The sequence below is a fragment of the Aeromonas media genome (assembly GCF_000819985.1).
GTDB classification, from domain to species: Bacteria; Pseudomonadota; Gammaproteobacteria; order Enterobacterales; family Aeromonadaceae; genus Aeromonas; species Aeromonas media.
On record NZ_CDBZ01000105.1, the window covers coordinates 1 to 24,664 of the forward strand.

Consider the following 24,664-nt stretch of genomic DNA (forward strand, 5'->3'; position numbering starts at 1 on the left):
CTTCGAAGTTGAATTCGCGAGGCGCCGGGATATCGGCTGGAGGGGGAAGGTGGATTGGTGGTCGTCGGGGCGGCTGAAATAGACGATGAATCAGTATGAAGTGTGTGGGAAATAACCGCATACGCCCTCTTGTTCCCCTTGATAACCTTCTTCCACCGGCGAAGCGCAATATTCCCGGGGTAGCAGCATCCTTATGAACCCGGGCTGGAGGACTGTGCGCTTATTTTTCCTTGAGGGTGGAGAGACGCTTGTTCAGCGCCTCCATCTCGTCTTGATACTGACGCGTCACAGCCGGCACATCCAGGCGTCGGGTTTCGCCAGTCTCGGAAGTGGTGGAGTCTGATTGGCCCTCGCTGAATCTGGTCATCTCGGGGTTCATCTTCTGATCCTTGGCGCCCATCTCGGGGTGCAGGGCCTCAAGCTGGCGCTGCTGCCGACTGCTGGCCAGGTTCTCCTCGATATCCCGGGTCCGCTTGTTTGCCCGTTCGACCTCCTCGGCCGAGGGGATGAAGACATTCATCCGCACCGGCTCGCTGTCACCGGTGCAGGGGATGTCGCTGAAGGTGATATTGCCGTTGCGGGTACATTGATAGACATCGGCCCGGGCGACCAGAGTAGTAGCGGCAACCAGGCAGCCAAGTGAGATGATCAGCACGCGTGACATAGGCTCCTCCTTGGATCCTTCCTTTGCACATTAGTACATGGCGCCTGACCAGACAATCGACCAGTGCCATCGACTCCCGCCAGGATGTCGTCATGGGGCGAGCCGATCCCCCCGGTGTGCCACTGGGGGTCATGCAACCCGCCCGTTGGGTGGTCATTGTCGCTAAAATCGGTGGCATCCTGGTCGTTTTCCCCGCAGTTCAACACATCAGAGCACCATAGCGGGTCACAATGAGGTATCTTATGCCACGATTTCATCCATTTAACGGTGTCGAGACCCCATATGATTATCAAACCCAAGGTTCGCGGCTTTATCTGCACCACCACTCATCCGGTCGGTTGTGAAGCCAATGTTCGTCGCCAGATTGCTTACACCCAGGCCAAGGGCTCCATCGAGAATGGCCCCAAGAAGGTACTGGTGATCGGCGCCTCCACCGGTTATGGTCTGGCCTCCCGGATTGCCACTGCCTTCGGTAGCGGCGCCGCCACCATTGGCGTCTTCTTCGAAAAGCCGAGCTCCGAGACCAAGACGGGCTCCGCCGGCTGGTACAACTCCGCCGCCTTCGACAAGGCTGCCAAAGAGGCCGGCCTCTACGCCAAGAGCGTGAATGGTGACGCCTTCTCCCACGAGTGCCGCGCCAAGGTGATCGAGCTCATCAAGCAGGATTTGGGTCAAATCGATCTGGTGGTCTACTCCCTGGCCTCCCCGGTACGCAAGATGCCGGATACCGGTGAAGTAGTGCGCTCCGCGCTGAAACCCATCGGTGAGGTCTACACCTCCACTGCCATCGACACCAACAAGGATCAGATCATCACCGCCACCGTCGAGCCGGCGAATGAGGAAGAGATCCAGAGCACCATCACCGTCATGGGCGGTCAGGATTGGGAGCTGTGGATGGCTGCCCTGCGTGATGCGGGCGTGCTGGCCGACGGCGCCAAGTCCGTGGCCTACTCCTACATCGGCACCGATCTGACCTGGCCCATCTACTGGCATGGTACCCTGGGCCGCGCCAAGGAAGATCTGGACCGCGCCGCCTCCGCCATCCGTGGCGATCTGGCCGCCAAGGGCGGCACTGCCCACGTGGCCGTGCTGAAATCCGTGGTGACCCAGGCCTCTTCAGCCATTCCGGTGATGCCGCTCTACATCTCCATGGCCTTCAAGATCATGAAGGAGAAGGGCATCCACGAAGGCTGCATGGAGCAGGTGGATCGCATGCTGCGTACCCGCCTGTACGGCGCTGATCTGGCGCTGGACGAGCAGGCCCGTATCCGCATGGATGACTGGGAACTGCGTGAAGACGTGCAGCAGACCTGCCGCGATCTCTGGCCCTCCATCACCACGGAGAACCTGTCCGAGCTCACCGACTACGCCGGCTACAAGCAGGAGTTCCTGCGCCTGTTCGGTTTCGGTCTGGACGAAGTCGATTACGATGCGGATGTGAATCCGGATGTGACCTTCGACGTGGTCGAGCTCTGAGCCTGACTCAAGTGAAAACAGGGCCCTGCGGGGCCCTGTTTTTTTGGCAAAAATCCCGCCATGTTGCGGAATTTTATTATCCACGATCACCTTTTTCCCATATCAAACCCTCTAGGCTTGCGCTGTTTGGATCACATGACGGCATTGCCGAGGTACGGAAGCTATGACCACATCAACCGCGGCGCCCAAGAAGCGCCAACTCCCCACTGTCTATACCCTGCTTTTCATCATCATCGCCTTGATGGCGGCCCTCACCTGGGTGCTGCCGGCGGGAAAATACAACTACCTGACCGCCAAGACCCAGCAGCCTGTTGCGGCGGCGGCCGTGGCCGACTACAGCGGCGACGAGCGGCTGCTGCCGGTGCCCGGCAGCTACACCGAGCTCCCCTCCCAACCGCAGGGGGTGTTCGAGGTGCTCAAGGCACCGATCCAGGGCTTTCACAAGGCAGCCGATGTGGCGCTGTTCGTGCTCATCATCGGCGGCTTTCTGGCGGTGACCATGCAGAGCGGGGCGCTCGATGCCGGGGTGGGGGCCATAGTGCGCGCCTTCGCCGGGCGCGAGCGGCTGCTTATTCCTGTGCTGATCGCTTTATTCGCCCTCGGTGGCTCCACCTTCGGCATGGCGGAGGAGACGGTGGCCTTCTGGGCGCTCATCGTGCCGGTGATGATGGCCGCTGGCTTCGATCGCATGGTGGCGGCGGGGATCATCTTGCTCGGCTCCGGGGTCGGGGTGCTGGCCTCCACCGTCAACCCGTTTGCCACCGGCATCGCCTCCGGTTTTGCCGGCATTCCCATCGGTGAGGGGATTGGCCTGCGGGTCATCCAGTGGCTGCTGCTGGTGATCTTCGCCTCCTGGTTCGTGATGCGCTACGCCAAGCAGGTGCAGCAGGACAAGTCCCGCTCCGTGCTGGCCGACATCGTCTATGACGACGAGTTTTCCCAGATGAAGAGCGGCAATCTCGCCTTCACCGGCAAGCAGAAGCTCACCATGCTGGTCTTCTTCGGCACCTTCCTGCTGATGATCTATGCCGTGGTGCCCTGGTCGGATCTGGGCATCGATCTGCTGCCTACCTTAGGCTGGTAGTTCGATGAGCTCTCCACCCTGTTCTTCAGCGCCTCCATTCTGATTGCGATCATTAACCGGATGCCGGAGTCCAGCTATGTGGCGACCTTCCTCAACGGGGCACGGGATCTCATCGGGGTAGCCCTGGTGGTCGCGGTGGCGCGGGGCATTTATGTGGTGATGGAGCAGGGCGTCATCATCGACACCATATTGCACTGGGCCGAGGGTCTGGTGAGCGGGCTGTCGTCGGTCTTCATCCTGATGGCCTATCTGGTGCACATCATCCTGAGCTTTTTTATTCCCTCCACCTCGGGGCTGGCGACCGTCTCCATGCCGCTGATGGGGCCGCTGGCGGACTTCTCCGGCATCTCGCGGGATCTGGTGATCACCGCCTATCAGTCTGCCTCCGGCTGGATCAACCTGTTCGCTCCCACCGCCGCCCACCTGGTGGCGGGGTTGGCGCTCGCCAGGATCCCCTACGATCGCTTCGTGCGCTGGGTACTGCCCTTTATCCTGGGCGTCGCTCTCATCACCATGGGGGTGCTGGTGGCTGGCGCCCTGCTGCAAGGCTGATGGCACGGATAAAAAACGACAGATAACAAAAAGGCTCCCGAGGGAGCCTTTCTCATGAGTGGGGCTTACTGCTTGTAGCTCTTGAGGAAGCGGGCGAGGCGGCCGATGGCCTCTTCCAGCTCCTCTTCCCGGGGCAGGAATACCAGCCGGAAGTGATCCGGCGCCGGCCAGTTGAAGCCGGTGCCCTGCACCAGCAAGAGCTTCTCCTGCTGCAACAGATCGAACACCATCTTCTGGTCGTCGCGGATGTCATACACCTTGGGATCCAGACGCGGGAACATGTAGAGCGCCCCTTTGGGCTTGACGCAGGAGACGCCGGGGATTTCGTTCAAGAGCTCCCAGGCCTTGTCCCGCTGACGGCGCAGGCGACCGCCCGGCAGGATCAGCTCGTTGATGCTCTGATAGCCACCCAGGGCGGTCTGGATGGCGTGCTGCATGGGCACGTTGGCACAGAGCCGCATGGAGGCCAGCATCTCCAGCCCCTCGATGTAGCCCTTGGCACGGCCCTTGGGACCGGTGATGACCATCCAGCCCTGACGGAAGCCGCAGGCACGGTAGGCCTTGGAGAGACCGTTGAAGGTCACCACCATGACGTCGTCACACTGGGTGCAGACGCTGGTGTGGGAGATGTCGTCGTAGAGGATCTTGTCGTAGATCTCGTCGGCGAAGATGATGAGATTGTGCTGGCGGGCTATCTCGATCAGTTCCAGCTGAAATTCGCTGCCGTAGACGGCGCCGGTCGGGTTGTTCGGGTTGATCAGCACCAGGCCGCGGGTACGCGGGGTGATGCGGGCGCGGATATCGTCCAGATCCGGATGCCAGTCGGCCCCCTCATCGCAGCGGTAATGCACCGCATGGCCACCGGAGAGGGTGACGGCGGCGGTCCACAGCGGGTAGTCGGGGGAGGGCACCAGCATCTCGTCGCCGTTGTTGAGCAGCGCCTGCATGGCCATGACGATGAGTTCGCTGGCGCCATTGCCGATGTAGATGTCGTCGATGTCGACCTTGCGCATCCCCTTTTGCTGGTAGTACTGCATCACCGCCTTGCGGGCCGAGAAGAGTCCTTTGGAGTCGCAGTAGCCCTGGCTCTGGGGCATGTTGAGGATCACATCCTTGATGATCTCTTCCGGCGCATCGAAGCCGAACGGGGCCGGGTTGCCGATGTTGAGCTTGATGATGCGGTGGCCTTCGTCCTCGAGACGGCGGGCCTCTTTATGCACCGGGCCGCGAATGTCATAGCAGACATCGTCGAGCTTGTGCGACTTGTCGATAGTGAACATGGTGAGCGTGATTCCTTCCCCTGGGGGCGCGTTGGCAGAAAAGCTTTTTTTAGTATCAAATTTCTCTACCCCTATTCTTCACAGAATTGAATGCTAGAACAATCTAATTTATGGAATAAATCCCTGATATTTACCCCTGAAACAGGGTTGCCAGTCTGTTAAATTCAGCAGGATCGTTTGCCTCTCTCGCGAGAGACTAGTGAAAGATGAGGGCGAGGTTCATAAACCAGTAAGAGTGTATTGAATTATCCACCTCATCTGGCACGATTGGCTGGGGTAAAAATCTGCTCCAACCCCTGCTGACGGCCTAGTACGCGCGCAGCTCAGGGCGTCTTTTCATCCTGTCATCGAGGCTCTTCATGCACGCACCCGCCACCGGTCGCTACCGCCACTTCAAAGGGGGTTACTATCAAGTGCTCGCCCTGGCCCTGCACACCGAAACCGAGGAACAGCTGGTTGTCTACCAATCCGAGCAGGATGGTCAGGTCTATGCCCGCCCGGTCGCCATGTTCATGGAGTGGATCGAGTATCAAGGGCAGGTGGTGAGCCGCTTCACGCCGGTGGCGTGAGCCTGGCTCGTTGCCATGAAAAAAGGCGCCTGAGGCGCCTTTTGCATTGGGAAAACTGTCTTACAGAGCCAGATTGGCTCTGGCATAGGCTTCGAAATCGGTGCAACCACCTATGTGCTGCTCGTCCAGGAAGATCTGCGGCACCGTGGTGACGGGCTTGCCCGCCTTGGCGGCGAGATCGTCCTTGGTAAGACCGGCGACGTTGATGTCCACATAGCGGAACTCGAAATCATCGCGCTCCTCGGTCAGCTGCTCGGCAACCTGCTTGGCACGAACGCAATAAGGGCAACCCGGGCGACCAAAAATTTCTACAAACATCTTTTCTCTCCGTTAGATAAGGCCGTTGAGACGAGGCTGGCGACAGCATAGCCTCGGCTCCTGGCCAGTCAAAGCTGAAAATTTCGATACGTCCATTCGCCGTGCTCGATTGCCCGGGAGCTCTACCCGGCCATCTGTTCGAACTGCCTCAGATAGAGGTTTCCCGGGCATCCCTTTACTGTTCGGCGATCTGGATGGGCTGCTGCTGATAGATGCTCTCCAGCACACCCTTTTCGAAGACGGTCCAGGGCCAGGCGGCCTTGCTGGCGCGGTAGCGCTCGTGGGTCGCCGGATCCTGGGAGAGGCCGCGCTGGAACATGACAAACGCCTTGCGCTGGCCACCCGCGGTGTCGATGAAACCGGCCAGGTTGGAGGTGCCCGTGATGGTGCCCGTCTTGGCGTGCACCTTGTTCTTCATCATTGGCGCGGTGACGCTGCGTCGCCAGGCCAGGGTGCCGTCCACCTGGGAGCTTGGCAGCAACTTGATGAAGTCGAGCTCGGCGTCGTTCGTCTGGATGAAGTGGAGCACCGACAGCATCTGGCGTGCGCTGATGAGGTTGTGGGCGGAGAGACCGGAGCCGTCGGCCAGGGTGGCGTTGCCCAGATCGATGCCGTGCTTGGTCAGGATGGCGCGCACCGCCATGGTGCCGCTGCGATAGCTGCCCGGCTTGTTGTAGTAGTGACGACCCACGGTTTTGAGGAAGGTATCGGCGTAGAGGTTGTCGGATTTCTTCAGCATCTTGGCAAGCATCACCGGCAGGGAGACCGAGTAGTGGGTGGCCAGGGTATCGGCGCCAACCGGAGCCTGATGGGTGACCCGTAGCAGGCCGTCGTGGCTGATCCCGGCGCGGTTCATGGCCCAGCGGATGTTGTCCCAGCCCCAGGCTTCCACATCGTGGATTGCAAAGCGCAGGCCCTGCGGCTCCTTGTTCGGGGTAATGCAGCCCTTGAGTTCGTAGAAGTTGCCCTTGGCCATGTCCACTTCCAGGGCGCAGAACTGACGCGCCATGTCGCCATAGCTCATCACCTCCACGTTGTCGGCGCCGATGCCGATGGGGACGCCGGTGGCAACGTTGCCCACGGCAGGCTTGCCAATCTGGGTGGCGGTGACGGTGCCGTAGGCACAGTTCTTGTCGATGATGACGGCCGAGACGGGAGCCGCGAAGCAGAGGGTCTGATCCCCCCAGGACCAGCCGTTGCCACGCTCATAGCCGTTGTAGGCGCCGGTGTTGACGTAGACGTTGCCCTGGATGCTGGTGACGCCGAGCTGCTTGAACAGGGCCACCAGATCCATCCGCGACAGGGTGGGGTCGCCGACGAAGTTGATCCAGATGTCGCCGTTGATGGTGTCACCCTGTTTGGCGCCGGGCTGGGCCTGAATATCGGTGGCGAAGCGGAAGTCGGCGCCGAGCTCGAGCCGGGCGGCCAGGGCGGTCAGCACCTTCATGGTGGAGGCGGGGGCTATCATGTCGTCAGCGTGACGGGCAAACTCCACCCCGTTGTTGCCCTGGACGATGACGGCGTACTGGCCCCCCTTGGGCGGGGTCAGCGGGGTGGCCTGGGCCACCAGAGAAAAGAGAGCACAAAAACCAATCAACAGCCGCTGCATAGGATCCTCTAACTGAACGAAGGGCGCTGGCAGTGCGATGCGCCCCTGATAATCAAATCTGGTTACTGTCATTTGCCCGCCAGACGATGTGGCTAGGCGAGTGAGTTGGCAGTGCGGTACCGCCCTTCATAGTCAAAAATTTTCTCCTTCACCTGCCAGAAACGCCCAGACTTGCGGGCGATGACGAAATCCGGGTGACGAAACTGGTTCGATACGGCCAGCACGCTCGCCAGGGTGGTGAATTCGGGCTCCAGGCCCGGGGCGGGCCAATGATGACGCACAAAGCGTTGTTGAAACAAGCGTCGTGCGCCGCTGGTATGAAAGGCGAAGTACTCCGTCAGGGTGAGACCGTCCTCGTCGTGGTAGGTCACCTCCAGCCGTTCCCCCTGTTTGCCGCGCCCTGCGGTGAGGGTGAGTCCCGCACAGCGGATCACCATGCAGTCCTTGAGATTGAGCGCTTCCTTGAGCTTGTCGTCAGGATCCACCAGCAACTGATCGCAGCTCTGGCAGCGGCGGGCGGCGATGTCGTTTTCGGCGCCGCAGGCGGGACAGATCTTGGCGCGGAAGCGGTAGTCGCACTCCTCGCGGTGGCCCTCGTCATCTTCAAACAGTCCCTGACAGCGGCGGCCGTAGTGCTCGATCACCTTGCCCTCCTCGTCGGTCTTGCCCCAGAAGGTGTTGGCAAAGCCGCAGGCGGGGCAGGGCACCTGTACCGGCTCTGTGCCGGCGTGGGGTCTGGGCTCCCCCACCTCGGGGGCGAACAGGTTGAAGTTGTTGCCTGCATAGTCGAGTACCAGGCAATCGGTCTTGCCCGGCGAGAGGCGCAGGCCCCGGCCCACGATCTGCTGATAGAGGGACACCGATTCCGTGGGGCGCAGCATCACGATGAGATCGACGTGAGGGGCGTCGAAACCGGTGGTGAGCACCGCCACGTTGACCAGAAACTTGATCTCTCGCCCCTTGAAGGCATGGATGAGGGCATCGCGCTCCGGCCCCGGCGTCTCGCCGGTGACGAGGGCCGCCGTCTGGGCTTTTGCCTGCAGCAGCCCCTGAATTTCCCGGGCGTGTTCGACGGTGGCGGCGAAGATCATCACCCCCTGGCGCTCGCGGGCATACTCCAGCACCTGGTTCAGGATATGGGGGGTGACCCGCTGCTGGCGTTTGAGCTCGCCATTGAGTTCTGCCTCGCTGAACAGACCGTTCTCCCGCGCCACCAGCTTGCTGAAGTCGTAGTGGACTATGGGGGCATCGATCATGCGCGGTGGCGTCAGGTAACCATTTTTGACCATGAAACGCAGCGGCAGCTCGAATACGCAGTCGCCAAACAGCCGCTCGCCGTGGCTCTTGACCATGCCGTGGTAGTGGCGCCGGTAGATCCAGCCCAGCCCCAGCCGATAGGGCGTGGCGGTGAGACCGAGGATCTTGAGGGCCGGATTGGCGGCCTTGAGGTGGCCTAACACCTGATGGTACTGGCTGTCGTCATCGAGCGAGACCCGGTGACACTCGTCGATGATGAGCAGCGAGAAGGCGCCGTCGAAGGCATCCAGATTGCGCGCCACCGATTGCACCGAGCCGAACACCACCTGGGCGCTCGCCTCCTTGCGGGCGAGCCCGGCGGCAAAGATGTCGGCCTTGAGCCCCCAGGCCTCGTACTTGGCGTGGTTCTGCTCCACCAGCTCCTTGACATGGGCCAGCACCAGCACCCGGCCACGGGCCTTGCGGGCCAGCTCGGCGATCACCAGACTCTTGCCCGCCCCGGTGGGCAGCACCACCACGGCGGGATCTGGGTGCTTGCGAAAGTGGCTGATCACGGCGTTGACGGCGTCGGTTTGATAGGGTCTGAGAACGAACATGAGGGGGTGGTGTTTGGACATGGTGCGGCGCAGGATGGCGCCATTATAGGGATCTTGGGGCCACAAAAACAGCGGGCCGGCATGATTGCCGGCCCGCAGGTACCACCAAGGCGCGCTTAGTGGAAGGGGAACAGGTAATTGAGCCAGCTACCCATGCGCATCAGGATCTTGCGCATGATGGCCACATGGTGGACATGCTCGGTGTAGATGGCGGCCTGGCCGCTGGAGCCCGCGATCACCTGATACTTGGCCCACTCGGGGTCGGTGATCTCAAGGATGATGGACAGGCGGCCCGGTACCTGGGCTGTGGTCTGATCGATGAGACCTGCCTGGGCCTGGATGTTGCCCGGTGCCATGGCGGGGATCACCGACAGCACCCTGGCCTTGAATATCTTGCCTGGGATACCGTCCAGTACCACCTCGGCCTCATCGCCATCCTTGAGCCGCTGCATGCTGTTTTGCCAGAACCAGCCGACGTAGGCATTTTCATCTTCATGGATGAAGGTCATCACGGGGCGATACATGAAGGGGGTAGCGATCATGCCCGGACGCAGCGCCAGCTGCACCACGTGGCCGTCGCTCGGGGCATAGACCACGGTCTGAGCCAGCTCGTACTTGGCGATGTTGAGCTGGGCGCTCAAGTCATCCAGCGACGCCTTCTGCTGGTCAATCTGGGCGACGATGTCGTCCACGTTGGCCTGGGTCACGTCGAGATCCCGCTGCTTGCCGATGCCGCGACGCATCAGCTCCTGAGCACGATCCCGGTCCAGGCTGGCGGAGCGCAGTCTGGCATCGAGGGCTTTGAGGAAATCCTTGTTGGAGGCGAGCCGTGCGGTCAGGCTGGCGACTTTCTCCTGGAAGGGCACCGCATCGAGGCGAAACAGCACATCACCCTGCTTGACTGGCTGGTTGGCCTTGACCGGCACCTCGATCACGCGACCCTTGACCAGGGGAACGACGGGGGTGGAGACGTAGTAATTGCGCGCCAGCTCGGAATAGGGGTGGTTGTAGTTCATCAGGACGATGAGGGCGCCGATGATGAAGACACCGCCGAGCACGGCAGTCGGTACAGTCCACTTGTTGAGCGGGATCTTGAAGATCTTGAATATCCCTACACAGATGGCCGTATAGGTGAGGATAAGTAGCAAGTCCATGAAAGATTACCTATTTGTCGGTCTGTTCGAGCGTGGTCATGCGGGCCTGCAGGGCGGCAAGCTCTTGCTTGAGCGCGTTGATCTCATCTTCGTCTTTCTGCAATCGTTGATTGAAGCCCCAGCCGCGATCGGGACGATACACAGTGGCCCAGATCCAGAGGAAAGGCCAGAGCACATGCAGTGTGAACAGGCTGACCCAGCCGGCCACGTGAATAGCATCCTGGTGGGGATGATTGCGATGTTTGGCAATCTCATACGGAATGTCGTGGATGACGATGATCCCGTAGAACATGACCAAGACGACGAACACCAATATTCCCAGGGCAATGTAATCAAGTACCATCGATTTCTCCCATCTTAGTCGCGAGGTAATGCCTTGTTTCGTCTAGACAAGGCATCCGGCCATGATGACAGCATATTAGCTGAGTGCAATAGTGCAACCGGGGAGTTGATATTCCGGTACAGGCTCGGTTAAACGCTTGGTTATTTATCATGCGCCATGAATTTCCTTCTATAAAATCAATCAGGAAAGAGATTCGTATGTCTCGTAGCATAAAAGGGTGGTGCGATGGAGAGGCGATGCAGGATAAGCCGCTGGTTGGCGGTGTTGCTGTTGTTCAATATCACGTTGATTGGCAGGCCGTGGGCAGCAGAGCCAAGGCTGGAGCCAACCGAGCAGGAGAAGGCACAGACACTGGTGTTGCTTCACGAACCCATCGTCATGCTCCAGGCCAAGTTTGGCCGCCTGGACGGAGCGGCCAGGGTCCGATTGACCCATGAACGGATCCAGCGTCTGGATCCCGCCGACCTGATCCCTCCTATCACCGTTCTCAAAGGCAGCCGGCAAGGTCAGGAAACGCGGGAGTTTATGGTCAACGGCAAGCGGATCCTGGTGCTGGTGGAAGGCGACCTGGAGGCTCTCGACGAGCTGACGCTGGAGCAGGCTAGCGAGCTTGTCCGGCAGCGGCTCGACAGGGTACGCCTCAAATACCTTGAGTTACACTCGACCCCCTATCTGGTGAAGGCTGGCGGCATGGCGCTCCTGGCCAGCGTGATCTTCTTCGGCCTCATCTGGTCGCTGCAATGGGGGCATCGGCGGATCAGGAAGTGGCTCGCCAATCGCCTGCTGCTGCAGAAGGGATTGATCCCCCACCAGTGGCGTCAAGTAGCGGGCAACGTGGAGGTCCGCTTGCTCGGCCTCCTGACCCTGCTGCTGCTCTTCATGCTCACCTATGGCTGGCTCACCTATGTGCTCGGCCTCTTCCCCCATACCCGGGCCTGGAGCGAGCAACTGGGTGACTCCCTGTTTACTCTGTGCGGCGACATGCTGGAGGGCATGATTGCGGCCATGCCCGGCCTGGTGACCGTGCTGTTGATTGTCGCCATCACCCGCTTCTTCATCCGGATGCTGGCCATTCTCTTCGATCGCATCGAGCAGGGACAGTTTCGTGTGCAGGGGTTGCACGCCGAGACCATTGGGGCCACCCGGCGGCTACTCTCCGTGGTGATCTGGCTGTTTGCCCTGACGGTGGCCTACCCCTATCTGCCCGGTGCCGACTCCGACGCCTTCAAGGGGATCAGCGTCTTCTTTGGCCTGATGGTGACCCTGGGATCGGCGGGAATCATGAACCATGCCATGAGTGGCTTGGTGCTCATCTACTCTCGTGCCCTGCGACCCGGCGATCTGGTGCAGATTGGCGAGGTGGAGGGGATGGTGAGCGAGCTCAATGCCCTCTCCACCAAGCTGGTGACCCGTCAGGATCATGAGGTGACCCTGCCCAACGCCGTGGTGGTGGGGGGCAAGGTGGTGAACCTGACCCGGCTGGCGGGGGAGAAGGGGGTTGCACTGCTGACCAAGGTGACCATCGGCTACGATGCGCCCTGGCGCCAGGTGCATGCCATGCTGGAGCTGGCGGCCCGGCGCTGCACCCAGCTCAACCAGGACGAGCCGCCTCTTGTGCGTCAGTTGAATCTGCAGGACTGGTACGTGGAATATGAGCTGCAGGTACGGATGAAAGACGGCTTGCTGCCTGCCGTGGTCAAGACGGAGCTTCACGGGCATATCCAGGATGTGTTCAACGAGTTTGGAGTGCAGATCATGTCCCCCAACTTCATTGCCCAGCCGGAGCAGGCGGTGCTGGTGGCCAGGGAGCACTGGTACCAGGCGCCTGCCGAGGGGCCCGGGGCGACCAGCAAAGGGTAAGCCCCTGGAAAATGAAGAGGCCCGGCAGCAATGCCGGGCCTCTTGTCATGGGGAAGAGTCAGTTTCGGAACTCAGCTCTCCTTGGCTTCCCTCAGCTGGGAGGGCCTGAACTTTATCAGGAAGGCCAGGGTGATCAGGGCTGTGCTCACCAGACCGATGATGGTGGATACGTTCATCGCCAGCCCGAAACCGATGGGGGCGTTGGCCAGGTAGGTGATCACCACGGCGGTCATGAAGATGGCGGGGATGGTGCAGATCCAGTGCAGCTTGCCCTCCTTGATGAGGTAGGCAGCCGCAGCCCACAGCATGATGACGGCCGTGGTCTGGTTGGCCCAGCCGAAGTAGCGCCAGATCACCCCGAACTCGGCCTTGGAGATGATGAAGCCGAGGATGAACATGGGTATGGCGATCAGCAGACGCTTGGCCAGCGGCTTCTGGGTCATCTTCAGGAAGTCTGCCACGATGAGGCGGGCACTGCGAAACGCGGTGTCACCCGAGGTGATGGGCAGGATCACCACGCCCAGGATGGCGAGGATGCCGCCGACGGTGCCGAGCAGGCTGGTGGAGACTTCGTGTACCACAGCCGCCGGGCCGCCGTTGGCCATGGTGGCGTTGAGCGCTTCGGTGCTGTCGTAGAAGGAGAGACCCAGGGTGCACCAGATAAGGGCGATGATGCCTTCACCTATCATGGCGCCGTAGAAGATGAAACGGCCGGACTTCTCGTTCTGCATGCAGCGCGCCATCAGCGGAGACTGGGTGGCGTGGAAACCCGAGACCGCACCGCAGGCGATGGTGATGAACAGCAGCGGCCAGAGCGGCAGCTCGGTCGGGTGCAGGTTGGAGAAGTCCATCCCGGTGTTATAGAAGCCCTTGCCCGAGACGATGAGGCCGACGATGAGACCGACCGACATGAACACCAGCAGAGCGCCGAAGATGGGATAGAAGCGGCCAATGATCTGGTCGATGGGGACTATGGTGGCGAGGATGTAGTAGGCAAAGATCGCCACGATCCAGTAGACCAGGTCGGTGGAGGTGAGGTTGGCCAGGAGGCCCGCCGGACTCAGCACGAAGACCACGCCCACCAGCATCAGCAGCACCACGGCGAACAGGTTCATGAAGTGCTTGGCGGCAGTGCCGAGGTGTTCACCGACCACGGTCGGCACAGAGGCGCCCTTGGCGCGCACCGACAGCATGCCGGAGAAGTAGTCGTGTACCGCGCCCGCAAAGATGCAGCCGAACACTATCCAGAGCATGGCGACTGGGCCGTAGAGGGCGCCGAGTATGGGGCCGAAGATGGGGCCGACGCCGGCGATGTTGAGCAGTTGAACCAGGTAGACTTTCTTGTCCGACATGGGGACATAGTCCACGCCATCGGCCATGGTGATGGCGGGGGTGGCCAGTTCGGGTTTCGGGCCGAATATCCGCTCGACGAATTTGCCGTAGATGAAGTAGCCCGCGACCAGCAGACCGACACAGAGGAAGAACCAGATCATTGTTACGCTCCAGCATTGTTATTTTATGGTGTGCGCGGTCAGTCTAGGTGGGGACTTCTGTTAACGGAAGGTAAAAGCGGGTGAGCGGCGACATGGCGACCCGAGCGGTCGCCTGCTGTGATCCGGCGCACAGCGGGCGTCCTTACTCCAGCCCCAGATCGTCCTTGAGCTCCTTGAGATAGCGTCGGCTGACTGGCACCCGGGCGCCGCTTGGCGTGACTATCTGGGCCAGCTGGTTTTCCAGCAACTGGATCTCGAAAATCGCGCCAGGGGCCACCAGATACTGACGATGGCAGCGCAGCAGCGGGGTCTTTTCCTCCAGGGATTTCAGGGTGAGCTGGGTGTGAAACAGCTCCCCCTGACAGGCGACGTGCACGCCGCCGAGATCCGAGAAGGCATACTCTACCTGTTCGATGGGCAACAGCCGCACCCGGTTGTGCAGATAGCCGGGGATGTGGCGAATGGCCGGCGCCAGCGCCGCCACCGGCTGGGGGCTGAGATCCTGGCGCAGGCGGCTTAGCGTCTTGGCGAGGCGGGCAGGCTCTACTGGCTTGAGCAGATAGTCGAAGGCGTTCTCCTCGAAAGCCTCGATGGCGTACTCATCGAACGCGGTGACAAACACGATGCGGGGCAGGGGATCGAGCATGGCCACCAGCTCCATGCCGCTGAGTTTGGGCATCTGGATGTCGAGAAATACCACGTCCGGCTTGAACCGCTGGATGAGGCCAAGCGCTTCGATGGCATTGGCGGCCGAGCCCAGGATCTCGATGTCGGGATCGCTGCCGAGCAGCTCGGCCAGCTCCTCGCGGGCATAGGGTTCATCGTCGACGATCAGGGTGCGGATCATGTCGGCTCCTTGGCAGGGGATTGCGGCTGTCTGGGAAGGGTGAACGAGACCCGGGTCCACTGCTCAGGCTCACACTGCACCCGGATGCCAAAGCGCTCACCGAAGGCACTCCTGAGCCGCCTGTCCACAATGCTCATGCCAAGGCCATCGCCCTGTGAACCCGGTGGCCAGGCCCCGGCATTGTCCTCCACGCAGAGGGTGACACTGTCCTGGTCCTCCTCGGCGAAGAGCCGGATCCGTCCCTGTTCGAGCAGGGAGCCGGTCCCGTGCTTGATGGCATTCTCGATGAGGGGCTGCAGGGTGAAGCTCGGCAGTTGCACGTCGGCCAGGTGCGGCGGGATCTCGTTGATGACGGTCAGGCGCTCGCCAAAGCGTGCCTGTTCTATCTCCAGATAGGATTGGCAGTGCTCTTGCTCTTCCTGCAGGGTGGCCAGATCGTTCTGGCGCTTGAGGTTCTTGCGAAAGAACAGCGACAGATGCAGCAACAGCTGGCGTGCCCGTTCGGGGTCGCGCCGGGTGATGGCACTGATGGTATTGAGGGTATTGAACAGAAAATGGGGATTGATCTGCGCCTGAACGAGCTTGAGCTCTGACTGGACCAGCAATCGCTGCTGCTGCTCCAGCCGCCCGCTCAGCAACTGTTGTGACAGCAGGTTGGCTATCCCTTCCCCCAGGGTGTGGTTGATCTTGAGGAAGAGCCGCTTCTTGGGTTCATAGAGCTTGATGGTGCCGATCACGCCTCTGTCTCCCTGCAGCGGGATCACCAGCACGGAGCCGAGCTGGCATTGGGGGGAGATGCTGCAGCGATAGGGGTGGCGGTTGCCATCGGCAAACAGCACTTTGTTCTGGGCGATGGCCTGCAGGGTGATGGCGGACGTGATGGGGGTACCCGGTTTGTGGTGATCCTCCCCCGTGCCGATGAAGGCGAGGATCTTGTCGGTGTCCGTGATGGCGACGGCGCCGACCCCGGTCTCCTCCTGCACGATATGGGCTATCTTGCGGCTCGCCTCGGGAGTGAAGCCCTGGGTCATGATCCCCAGGGTACGGTTGGCTATGGTGAGCGCCTTGGCCGAAAAGACCCGGGAGAACTTCTCGTACATTCGCTGCTGGTCGCGGATCATGCTGATGAAGAGTGCCGCACCACAGGCGTTGGCGAGGATCATGGGGGTGGCGATGGTGCGCACCAGCAGCAGGGACTTGTCGAACGGGGTCGCGACCAGCAGGATGATGAGCATCTGCATGATCTCGGCCGCAAAGGTGGTGAAGAAGGCAATCCGGGGCTGGAACAGCGCATCCACCCGGTTCGTTTGCATCAGCCGCCAGTGCACCAGGCCGCCCAACAGCCCCTCGCACGTGGTGGAGATGGCGCAGGCGAGATCGGTAAAGCCGCCCAGGGTATAGCGATGCAGACCCCCGGTCAGTCCCACCAGGAAGCCCACCAGAGGGCCTCCCAGCAGTCCTCCCAGCACGGCACCGACGGCACGGGTATTGGCGATGGCATCGTCGATATCCAGCCCCACATAGGTGCCCAGTATGCAGAAACAGGAGAAGATAACGTATATCAGTATCTTGTGAGGAAGCCTGACCGAGTAGTTGGCCAGTGGGCGCAGCAAGGGACTCTTGGAGAAGAGGTAGGCGATCACCAGGCTGACGCTCATCTGCTGGAGCAGGGAGAGGACTAATTGCATAAAAAACCTTCCTCAAGAATCATCCCGGGCCAGAACGCCACCGGGGCGTACTGTGAGCAAGATCCTGTCTTGCTGCAGGACTCGGCCCCATGGCGGGGGAAGTTTGCCAGAATGAAAAAAATAAAACCATATAAAATCAGCACGTTAAATTGATATTTGTGTAACCGGGCGGCGCTTGATATTGCTGGAGAGAGCATGAATGTGCCTGCTGGGTACGCCACATGGAGGTGGCATGCTCCGCCCGGCCTTTGGCTGGGCGTTTTTTATCCAGCTCCAATGGCGGACAGTTTTGAGGGGGCTCGAGCAATTATTCAGGTTTGTCCAATGAGTTATCCCCAGCTTCTGGGGATAACTCAGAAGGCGAAATAGTAGCAGACGCGTCGGCCTAGATGGAAAAACAACCGCTGCCCCTCATCCAGCTCCTCCTGCCTGAGGGTGGCGATGATGCTTCTCTCATCTTCCCGCAGATCGATCATGGCCACGGCTTCCGGGCGCTGCCCCTTGATGTAGGGTTGCACCTTGGGTTTGAGGGGCATGGTGGGTTCGCTCGAGAACACCAGCGCCACTGTATCATCCTCCAGACGCACCAAGGATCCGGGCGGATAGACTCCCAGCACCTTTATCAACAATCTGACCAGATCTTGATCGAATTTCTTCTGGGACAACTTGTAGAGCTGGCCGATGGCCTGACTCGGCCCCGCGGGGTGGAGGCCGCTGCGCGGGTGCAGCAGTTCGTCGTAGTGATCTACCAGACCGATGAGGCGGGCGAGGGGAGGGATCCTGTCACCCTGGATACCGAGGGGAAAGCCGCTGCCGTCCAGCCGCTCGTGGTGGAGATGGGCAACCTCGCGGATCCTGGGTTCGAAGGCCTGCAGCTGGTTGAGCATCTCCAGCCCGTACTGGGGATGCATGTTGAGAAAATTGAGCTCCGCCTTGCTGAGTTCTCCCCGTTTCTGGGTGATCTGGCTCGGGATCTTGAGCTCGCCGATATCGTGCAGCAGGCCGGCCAGGCCAGCCTCCTCGATCTCGATATGGCTCATGCCGAGCTCCCTTGCCATCAGCATGGCGATGAAGGCCACGCTCAGGCTGTGTTGCAGCAGGATGTCCGTGTGCTGGCTGCGGATGAGGTGCAAACCCAGAGGTCCCTGATGGTCGGCGAGGCGAGTGGCGACGATGCGCACCATCTGGGCGGTGTTGGCCAGCCCCTCGTCGGGCTTGAGATTGAGGGCGCCGAGGGCGTCACGAAGATCTGACAGGGATTGGCCGAATGCCTTGTCGGCGGTACGCAGGGAGCGGCGAAAGGCCTTCTCGTCGAATGCGGATTTGGTCGGAAGGGGGGAGGCATCTTGCGTCGCACCGAGCTCAAATGAAGGGGCTGGCTCTGCACGCAGGAGGGGCTCGACGGGGAGATCGCTCTTGTCGGGATCCACCATCAGCAGGGTGAGTTCGAGGTGACGGAGGATGTCGAGCTGCTGCTGGTCGCGGATCTTGAAGGCATTGAACATGAAAGGGTGGTTGGTCCATCCCGTGGGGAGATGGATGTAATGGCCGATTTTCAACTGCTCGATGGAGGCCTGTATCAGCGCCATAGACTCGCTCTTCTGTCGAATTTGCCTATCAACAAGCTAGCAAAATTAAACAGATAGACAAACAAAAAAGCCCGCGCATGTGCGCGGGCTCTTGTCATCCGGACCGGTTATCAGGCCTTGGATTTTTTCTTGCTGTCTACCTTGGCGTCGACTTTGACCTCAACCTTGGTCGCCACCTGAGCTTCCTCGATGAAGGGACGGCCGTAGTAGGTGTCCATCAGGATGGCTTTTAGCTCGGTGATCAGCGGGTAGCGCGGGTTGGCGCCGGTGCACTGGTCATCGAAGGCTTCCAGCGCCAGCTGGTCAACCTTGGCCAGGAAGTCGGTCTCGTTCACGCCGGCTTCACGGATGGAGGCCGGGATGCCCAGAGTCGCTTTCAGCTCGTCCAGCCAGGTCAGCAGCTTCTCAATCTTGGCCGCGGTGCGGTCACCGGCTGCGGTCAGACCCAGATGGTCGGCCACTTCGGCGTAGCGACGACGAGCCTGCGGACGGTCGTACTGGGAGAACGCAGTCTGCTTGGTCGGGTTGTCGTTCGCGTTGTAGCGGATGACGTTGCTGATCAGCAGGGCGTTGGCCAGGCCGTGCGGGATGTGGAACTCGGCACCCAGCTTGTGGGCCATGGAGTGGCACACACCCAGGAAGGCGTTGGCGAACGCGATACCGGCGATGGTGGCGGCGTTATGCACCTTCTCGCGGGCAACCGGGTCGTTGGCACCGTTCTGGTAGCTGGAGGGCAGATACTCTTTGAGCAGTTTCAGGGCTTGCAGCGCCTGACCGTCGGAGTACTCGTTGGCCAGCACGGACACATAGGCTTCCATGGCGTGGGTCACGGCATCGATACCGCCGAAGGCGCACAGGGATTTGGGCATGCCCATGACCAGGTTGGCATCCACGATGGCCATGTTCGGGGTCAGCTCGTAGTCGGCCAGCGGGTACTTCATGCCGGTGGCGTCGTCAGTCACGACCGCAAACGGGGTCACTTCAGAACCGGTACCTGAGGTGGTGGTGATGCAGACCAGTTCGGCCTTCACGCCCATTTTCGGGAACTTGTAGATACGCTTGCGGATGTCCATGAAGCGCATGGCCAGGTCTTCGAACGCGGTGTCCGGGTGCTCGTACATGACCCACATGATCTTGGCGGCATCCATGGGTGAACCACCACCCAGGGCGACGATCACGTCCGGCTTGAAGGAGTTCGCCATCTCGGCGCCCTTGCGAACCACGGACAGGGTGGGGTCGGCTTCCACTTCGTAGAAGATTTCCACTTCCATGTTCAGCTTCTTGAGCAGACGAACCACTTCATCGGCATAGCCGTTGTTGAACAGGAAACGGTCGGTGACCACCATGGCGCGCTTCTTACCTTCCAGGTCGCCCAGGGCGATCGGCAGGGAACCACGACGGAAGTAGATGGATTTCGGAAGTTTGTGCCACAACATATTTTCTGCCCGTTTTGCGACTGTCTTCTTGTTGATCAGGTGCTTGGGACCGACGTTCTCGGAGATGGAGTTACCACTCCAGGAGCCGCAACCCAGGGTCAGGGACGGGGCGAGCGCGAAGTTGTACAGGTCACCGATACCGCCCTGGGTGGAGGGGGTGTTGATGAGGATACGGGCAGTCTTCATCTTGTCGCCGAAGTACTTGATGCGGTCGGCGTTGCGATCCTGGTCGGTGTAGAGGCCGGAGGTGTGGCCGATACCACCGATGTTGACCATGTCGCAGGCCATTTCGACGGCTTCTTCGAAGTTCTTGGCGCGGAACATCCCCAGGGTCGGGGAGAGTTTCTCGTGAGCGAACTCGTCCTCTGCACACAGCTCCAGACCTTCACCGATGAGGATCTTGGTGGTGGCAGGCACGGTCACACCGGCCATGGCGGCGATCTTGGTGGCGGGCTGGCCCACGATGTCGGCGTTCAGGGCGCCGTTGATCAGCAGCACTTTACGCACCTTGTCGGCTTCGTCCTTGGAGAGGATGTAGCCGGCGTGAGTCGCGAAACGCTCCTTGACCTGGTTATAGATGGAGTCGACCACGATGACGGCCTGCTCGGACGCACAGACCACGCCGTTGTCGAAGGTCTTGGACATCAGGATGGAGGCGACGGCACGCTTGATGTCGGCGGTTTCGTCGATAACGATGGGCACGTTACCGGCACCCACGCCGATGGCGGGCTTGCCTGAGGAGTAAGCGGCCTTCACCATGCCCGGGCCACCGGTGGCCAGAATAAGGTTGATGTCGTTGTGCTTCATCAGGGCGTTGGACAGTTCAACGGACGGTTGGTCGATCCAGCCGATGATGTTCTTCGGGGCACCGGCGGCGATGGCTGCATCCAGTACCAGCTTGGCTGCGGTATTGGTGGAGTTCTTGGCGCGGGGGTGCGGGGAGAAGATGATGGCGTTGCGGGTCTTCAGGGAGATGAGGGCCTTGAAGATAGCCGTGGAAGTCGGGTTGGTGGTCGGTACGATACCGCAGATGATGCCTACCGGCTCGGCGATGGTGATGGTGCCCATCTCGTCGTCCTGGCTCAGGATGCCGCAGGTCTTCTCGTCTTTGTAAGCGTTATAGATGTATTCGGAGGCGAAGTGGTTTTTGATGACCTTGTCTTCGATGATACCCATGCCGGACTCAGCCACTGCCATCTGGGCCAGGGGGATACGGGCGTTGCTGGCGGCCAGGGCAGCGGCGCGGAAGACTTTGTCTACCTGCTCTTGCGAGAAGCTGGCGAATTCACGCTGGGCTTCCTTGACGCGGGCAACCAGTGCATCCAGTTCAGCCAAATTGGTTACTGCCATGTTTATCTCCTGATGATTTGAAAACTGTTTAGTAAGACCTTGGCAATGCCCGGCAATTATAGTCGCCCTGTCAAGGAGAGAATCACCACAACGGGGTATTTACATGCCTTACTAAATTGTTTTCTGACCCAATTATAGAGCGGGGATGTGTAAGAAAAGATTGATCTGGATCATATGTAACAAAAGAACAAAAGAAATTTTGTTTCACCATCCCGAACGGTCAGATGTTACGGGTTTGTAGAGTAGATTGCCGGGGGGATGAACACGAGGTGAACAAGCGCTTTTCTACCGAATGACGGCTGTCGGGTCACCCACTCTCCGCTGTTTCAGTGGTGGCAAAGAGGTCGGTGAGTGCCAGCATGGTGCCGTCCCCGGAGACCCTCTCGGCCGTGAATGGGCGCAGACGTTTCATTTCTGTTGGAAAAATGGTGGTTGCTTTCATCCGGTGACAGGCTCGGGGGCGAGATATCTGATGGTTGTGCGGCAAACAGCGGGGGCGATCCCTGTTCGCGTACAGTGCGGATGCGGATCAGGGGCGGCGAGAAAGGTCACCATGAAGATCAAGATCGCGTGTCAACGTGGAGACGAGCAGTGGTGGTGAATGCGGGTTATCGCCTGGGATCGTCAGGATCAATCCATGAAAATGGCTCTTTATTGCATGGAAATCTTGTGATGAGTGGATGTGGCGACATAAAACGCCAGCATACTTTGCTGAAATGTTAACTTGATATCATTGCCATTAACAACTCGATGTGTTGATTTTTGTCGATTCATTAGAGGAACTAACTGAAAAGCCCCGGAAAGGGTGAGATTATTTGATTGGAGAAGGGAAATAGCATGGTGTAAATTTACGCGCAGTTTGACGGGGATGGCCCTCGGTGGCCCGAATTGGTTCTGGATGGCGCTTATGGCAGCAATTGACTTCTCTTTATACCTGAAATTTTTCGTCGGCCTGTTTGCGATCATCAACCCGCTGGGTCTGTTGCCGGTCTTTGTGAGCCTGACGGGCCACATGCAACCGGATGAGCGCAGGAAGACCAACACCACGGCCCACATTGCCGTGATGGTCATCCTTATGGTCTCCATGTGCATGGGGCAGCTGATCCTCGATGGTTTCGGCATCTCGCTCGCGTCGTTCCGCATTGCCGGTGGCTCGCTCATTACCCTGATCGCCTGGTCCATGTTGCAGGGCAAGCTGGGGGAGGTGAAGCACAACAAGCAGGAGAAGGGTGAACTGGCCGCGCGCGAATCCATCGCTGTGGTGCCCCTGGCTCTGCCCCTGATGGCCGGCCCCGGTGCCATCTCGTCCTCCATCGTCTATGCCAGCCAGAAGACTTTGCCCCAGCTGCTGGGCATGTTCCTGGTCGTGGTGGCCTTTGCCTACTGCTCCTGGCTCATCTTCCGTGCTGCCCCCCTGCTGTTCAAGCTGATGGGCAATACCGGCATCAACGTGGTGACCCGGATCATGGGTCTCATCATGATGTCCCTTGGCATCGAGATCATGGTGGCAGGGATCAAGGGAGTCTTTCCCGGATTGATGTGATTCAGGTCTGTTTTGTCGGAGCCGGTCCTCGTGACCGGCTTTTTATTGTTTCTTTTTTGTTAATCATTTCCTAGAATCGGGCGGCTTTGTATGAAAAACACCCATTGCGCGATATTTAAATGCTGAATAAATGGTTTAAAGCTGTTTTTTTGACCGCCAAAGCCGTCCCCACCTGATGATATCTATTGCATTATAAGAATTGTCAGGGAATTATGCGGGCAGCGGGATTTTTATCTCGTGAATGGACAAATGCATGGAATGTTCTTGTTGGAGTATGGAAATGACTCATAGAAAAACAATTATTAATACCCTTTTATTGACTGCACTCTTTGGTGGCGCCACCCTGGCACACGCCGCCGACGTCCCCGCCGGCACCAAGCTCGCTCCCGAGCAAACCCTGGTGAAAGGCAATGGCTCCGAGCCCGCCACCCTGGATCCGCACAAGACCGAAGGAACGGTTGAATCCAATATTCTGCGCGACCTGTTCGAGGGTCTCGTCACCTCAGGTCCCAAGGGTGAAACCCTGCCCGGCGTCGCCGAGTCCTGGGAAACCAAGGACAACAAACACTTCGTGTTCCACCTGCGCAAAGATGCCAAGTGGTCCAATGGGGATCCGGTCACCGCACATGACTTCGTCTTCGCCTTCCAGCGGGCCGTGGATCCCAAGACGGCTTCTCCTTACTCCTGGTACATGGAGATCCCGACCATCACGAATGCGACCGACATCATCGGTGGCAAGAAACCGGCCGACACCCTGGGGGTGAAAGCCAGCGACGATTACACCTTCGAAGTGCAGCTGGAGAAGGCGGTGCCTTACTTCGTCAGCATGCTCTCTCATACCACCACCTATCCGGTGCCCAAGAAAGTGGTCGAGAAGTTTGGTGACAAGTGGACCCAGCCCGGCAACATGGTTTCCAACGGCGCCTATGTGCTGAAGGATTGGGTGGTCAACGAGCGCGTCGACGTCGAACGCAACCCCAGCTACTGGAACAATGCCAAGACGGTGATCGAGAAGGTGACCTATCTGCCAATCCAGTCCACCAACGCCGAGCTGAACCGCTACCTGGCCGGTGAAGTCGATCTCACCTACAACATGCCGATCGAGCGCTTCAAGCAGATGAAGAAGGAGCACCCGAACGAGGTGCAGGTGAGCGGTTATGTGGGCACCTACTACTACCAGTACAACTTCAAGCACAAGCCGTTTGACGACGTGCGGGTGCGTACTGCGCTCTCCTACGCCATCGATCGCAACGTGATTGCCGACAAGGTGATGGGCAAGGGCGAAACCCCGGGCTACACCCTGGTGCCTGATTTCGTCGACGGCTTCAAGCCGGTGGCCCCGGCCTGGTCCAAGCTGACCCAGGCCGAGCGCGACGCCAAGGCGAAAGAGTTGCTGACCGAAGCCGGTTACGGCCCCGGCAAGCCGCTCAAGTTCGAGCTGCTCTACAACACCGACGACAACCACAAGAAGGTAGCCGTGGCCGTCGCCTCCATGTGGAAGAAGCTGGGTGTGCAGGTGAGCCTGGTGAACCAGGAGTGGAAGACCTACCTGGAAACCAAGAAGCAGGGCAACTTCGACGTAGGCCGTGCCGGCTGGATTGCGGATTACAACGAAGCCTCCTCCATGCTGGATCTGATGCAGACCACTCACGGCAACAACGACGGCAAGTACTCCAACACCGCCTTTGACAAGCTGATGAGCGAGTCGCGTAACCAGGTGGACGCAGATGCGCGCAACAAGCTCTATGTCCAGGCCGAAGATATCCTGGCCAAGGACATGCCGATCGCCCCCATCTACCAGTACGTGACCTCGCGCATGGTCAAGCCCTATGTGGGCGGCTACCCGGCCAACCCGCTGGACAACCTCTACAGCAAAGACATGTACATCATTGCTCACTGAGTAAAGCAACAAGTCGCATAACAAGCAGGCCCGCCGGACGGCGGGCCTTTATTACA

Annotated in this window: 17 protein-coding genes and 1 pseudogene; 6 read left to right on the top strand and 12 right to left on the bottom strand. The window is 59.8% G+C overall.

Annotated elements, in window-relative coordinates:
• Window positions 1-220: 220 nt before the first annotated feature.
• Window positions 221-664: a DUF4124 domain-containing protein gene (locus BN1127_RS09230; RefSeq protein WP_042649220.1), complete on the bottom strand. Its 444-nt coding sequence runs from the start codon at window positions 662-664 to the stop codon at window positions 221-223.
• Between the two features lie 282 nt (window positions 665-946).
• Here BN1127_RS09230 and fabV point away from each other — a divergent pair, with 282 nt between their 5' ends.
• Both fabV and BN1127_RS09240 read left to right on the top strand, forming a co-directional pair.
• Complete coding sequence (fabV, locus tag BN1127_RS09235; RefSeq protein WP_042649221.1) at window positions 947-2,140, top strand: enoyl-ACP reductase FabV; 1,194 nt, start codon at window positions 947-949, stop codon at window positions 2,138-2,140.
• A gap of 163 nt (window positions 2,141-2,303) precedes the next feature.
• A pseudogene (locus BN1127_RS09240) lies at window positions 2,304-3,776 on the top strand (YfcC family protein).
• A 65-nt stretch (window positions 3,777-3,841) separates the two neighbouring features.
• Here the strand turns inward: BN1127_RS09240 and BN1127_RS09245 are convergent.
• Entirely contained in the window at window positions 3,842-5,056 is a 1,215-nt protein-coding gene (locus BN1127_RS09245) for a pyridoxal phosphate-dependent aminotransferase (protein ID WP_042649222.1), read from the bottom strand.
• 359 nt (window positions 5,057-5,415) lie between these two features.
• On the opposite strand from BN1127_RS09245, the gene BN1127_RS09250 reads away from it, so the two are divergent.
• Window positions 5,416-5,625: a DUF1653 domain-containing protein gene (locus BN1127_RS09250; protein ID WP_042649223.1), complete on the top strand. Its 210-nt coding sequence runs from the start codon at window positions 5,416-5,418 to the stop codon at window positions 5,623-5,625.
• Window positions 5,626-5,685: 60 nt separating this feature from the next.
• On the opposite strand, the gene BN1127_RS09255 is transcribed toward BN1127_RS09250, so the two are convergent.
• The 5 genes from BN1127_RS09255 to BN1127_RS09275 all read right to left on the bottom strand — a co-directional run bounded on the left by BN1127_RS09255 (window position 5,686) and on the right by BN1127_RS09275 (window position 10,902).
• A complete protein-coding gene (locus BN1127_RS09255; RefSeq protein WP_042649224.1) occupies window positions 5,686-5,943 on the bottom strand; it encodes a GrxA family glutaredoxin in 258 nt (85 codons plus the stop codon).
• A gap of 175 nt (window positions 5,944-6,118) precedes the next feature.
• Window positions 6,119-7,552 (bottom strand): D-alanyl-D-alanine carboxypeptidase/D-alanyl-D-alanine endopeptidase, encoded by a 1,434-nt coding sequence (gene dacB / locus BN1127_RS09260; RefSeq protein ID WP_042649225.1) that lies wholly within the window; start codon window positions 7,550-7,552, stop codon window positions 6,119-6,121.
• A 92-nt stretch (window positions 7,553-7,644) separates the two neighbouring features.
• A complete protein-coding gene (locus BN1127_RS09265; RefSeq protein WP_042649235.1) occupies window positions 7,645-9,405 on the bottom strand; it encodes a DNA repair helicase RadD in 1,761 nt (586 codons plus the stop codon).
• A gap of 116 nt (window positions 9,406-9,521) precedes the next feature.
• Window positions 9,522-10,559 (bottom strand): HlyD family secretion protein, encoded by a 1,038-nt coding sequence (locus BN1127_RS09270; RefSeq protein WP_042649226.1) that lies wholly within the window; start codon window positions 10,557-10,559, stop codon window positions 9,522-9,524.
• A 10-nt stretch (window positions 10,560-10,569) separates the two neighbouring features.
• Complete coding sequence (locus BN1127_RS09275; protein WP_005326851.1) at window positions 10,570-10,902, bottom strand: DUF3302 domain-containing protein; 333 nt, start codon at window positions 10,900-10,902, stop codon at window positions 10,570-10,572.
• 225 nt (window positions 10,903-11,127) lie between these two features.
• Between BN1127_RS09275 and BN1127_RS09280 the strand changes: the two genes are divergently transcribed.
• Window positions 11,128-12,762 (top strand): mechanosensitive ion channel family protein, encoded by a 1,635-nt coding sequence (locus BN1127_RS09280; protein WP_042649227.1) that lies wholly within the window; start codon window positions 11,128-11,130, stop codon window positions 12,760-12,762.
• A 71-nt stretch (window positions 12,763-12,833) separates the two neighbouring features.
• On the opposite strand, the gene BN1127_RS09285 is transcribed toward BN1127_RS09280, so the two are convergent.
• From BN1127_RS09285 to adhE, 5 genes are all read right to left on the bottom strand, one after another.
• Window positions 12,834-14,255: a carbon starvation CstA family protein gene (locus BN1127_RS09285; RefSeq protein ID WP_005326847.1), complete on the bottom strand. Its 1,422-nt coding sequence runs from the start codon at window positions 14,253-14,255 to the stop codon at window positions 12,834-12,836.
• A gap of 142 nt (window positions 14,256-14,397) precedes the next feature.
• The gene (gene btsR, locus BN1127_RS09290) at window positions 14,398-15,102 is read right to left on the bottom strand and encodes a two-component system response regulator BtsR (protein WP_042649228.1); all 705 of its coding nucleotides are present in this window, start codon (window positions 15,100-15,102) and stop codon (window positions 14,398-14,400) included.
• Window positions 15,099-16,790, bottom strand: coding sequence for a sensor histidine kinase (locus tag BN1127_RS09295; protein WP_042649229.1), 1,692 nt, complete (start codon window positions 16,788-16,790; stop codon window positions 15,099-15,101). Before BN1127_RS09295 ends, btsR begins: the two co-directional genes overlap by 4 nt.
• 353 nt (window positions 16,791-17,143) lie before the next feature.
• Window positions 17,144-18,379, bottom strand: a complete 1,236-nt coding sequence (locus BN1127_RS09300; protein WP_042649230.1) for an HD-GYP domain-containing protein — start codon at window positions 18,377-18,379, stop codon at window positions 17,144-17,146.
• Between the two features lie 110 nt (window positions 18,380-18,489).
• Window positions 18,490-21,165 carry a bifunctional acetaldehyde-CoA/alcohol dehydrogenase gene (gene adhE / locus BN1127_RS09305; RefSeq protein WP_005326838.1) on the bottom strand — a complete coding sequence of 892 codons (2,676 nt, stop codon included), beginning with the start codon at window positions 21,163-21,165 and terminating at the stop codon, window positions 18,490-18,492.
• A 907-nt stretch (window positions 21,166-22,072) separates the two neighbouring features.
• On the opposite strand from adhE, the gene BN1127_RS09310 reads away from it, so the two are divergent.
• Together BN1127_RS09310 and BN1127_RS09315 are read left to right on the top strand one after the other, a co-directional pair.
• Window positions 22,073-22,708, top strand: a complete 636-nt coding sequence (locus BN1127_RS09310; protein WP_041205423.1) for a YchE family NAAT transporter — start codon at window positions 22,073-22,075, stop codon at window positions 22,706-22,708.
• A gap of 280 nt (window positions 22,709-22,988) precedes the next feature.
• The gene (locus BN1127_RS09315) at window positions 22,989-24,608 is read left to right on the top strand and encodes an ABC transporter substrate-binding protein (RefSeq protein ID WP_025326561.1); all 1,620 of its coding nucleotides are present in this window, start codon (window positions 22,989-22,991) and stop codon (window positions 24,606-24,608) included.
• Window positions 24,609-24,664: the final 56 nt, after the last annotated feature.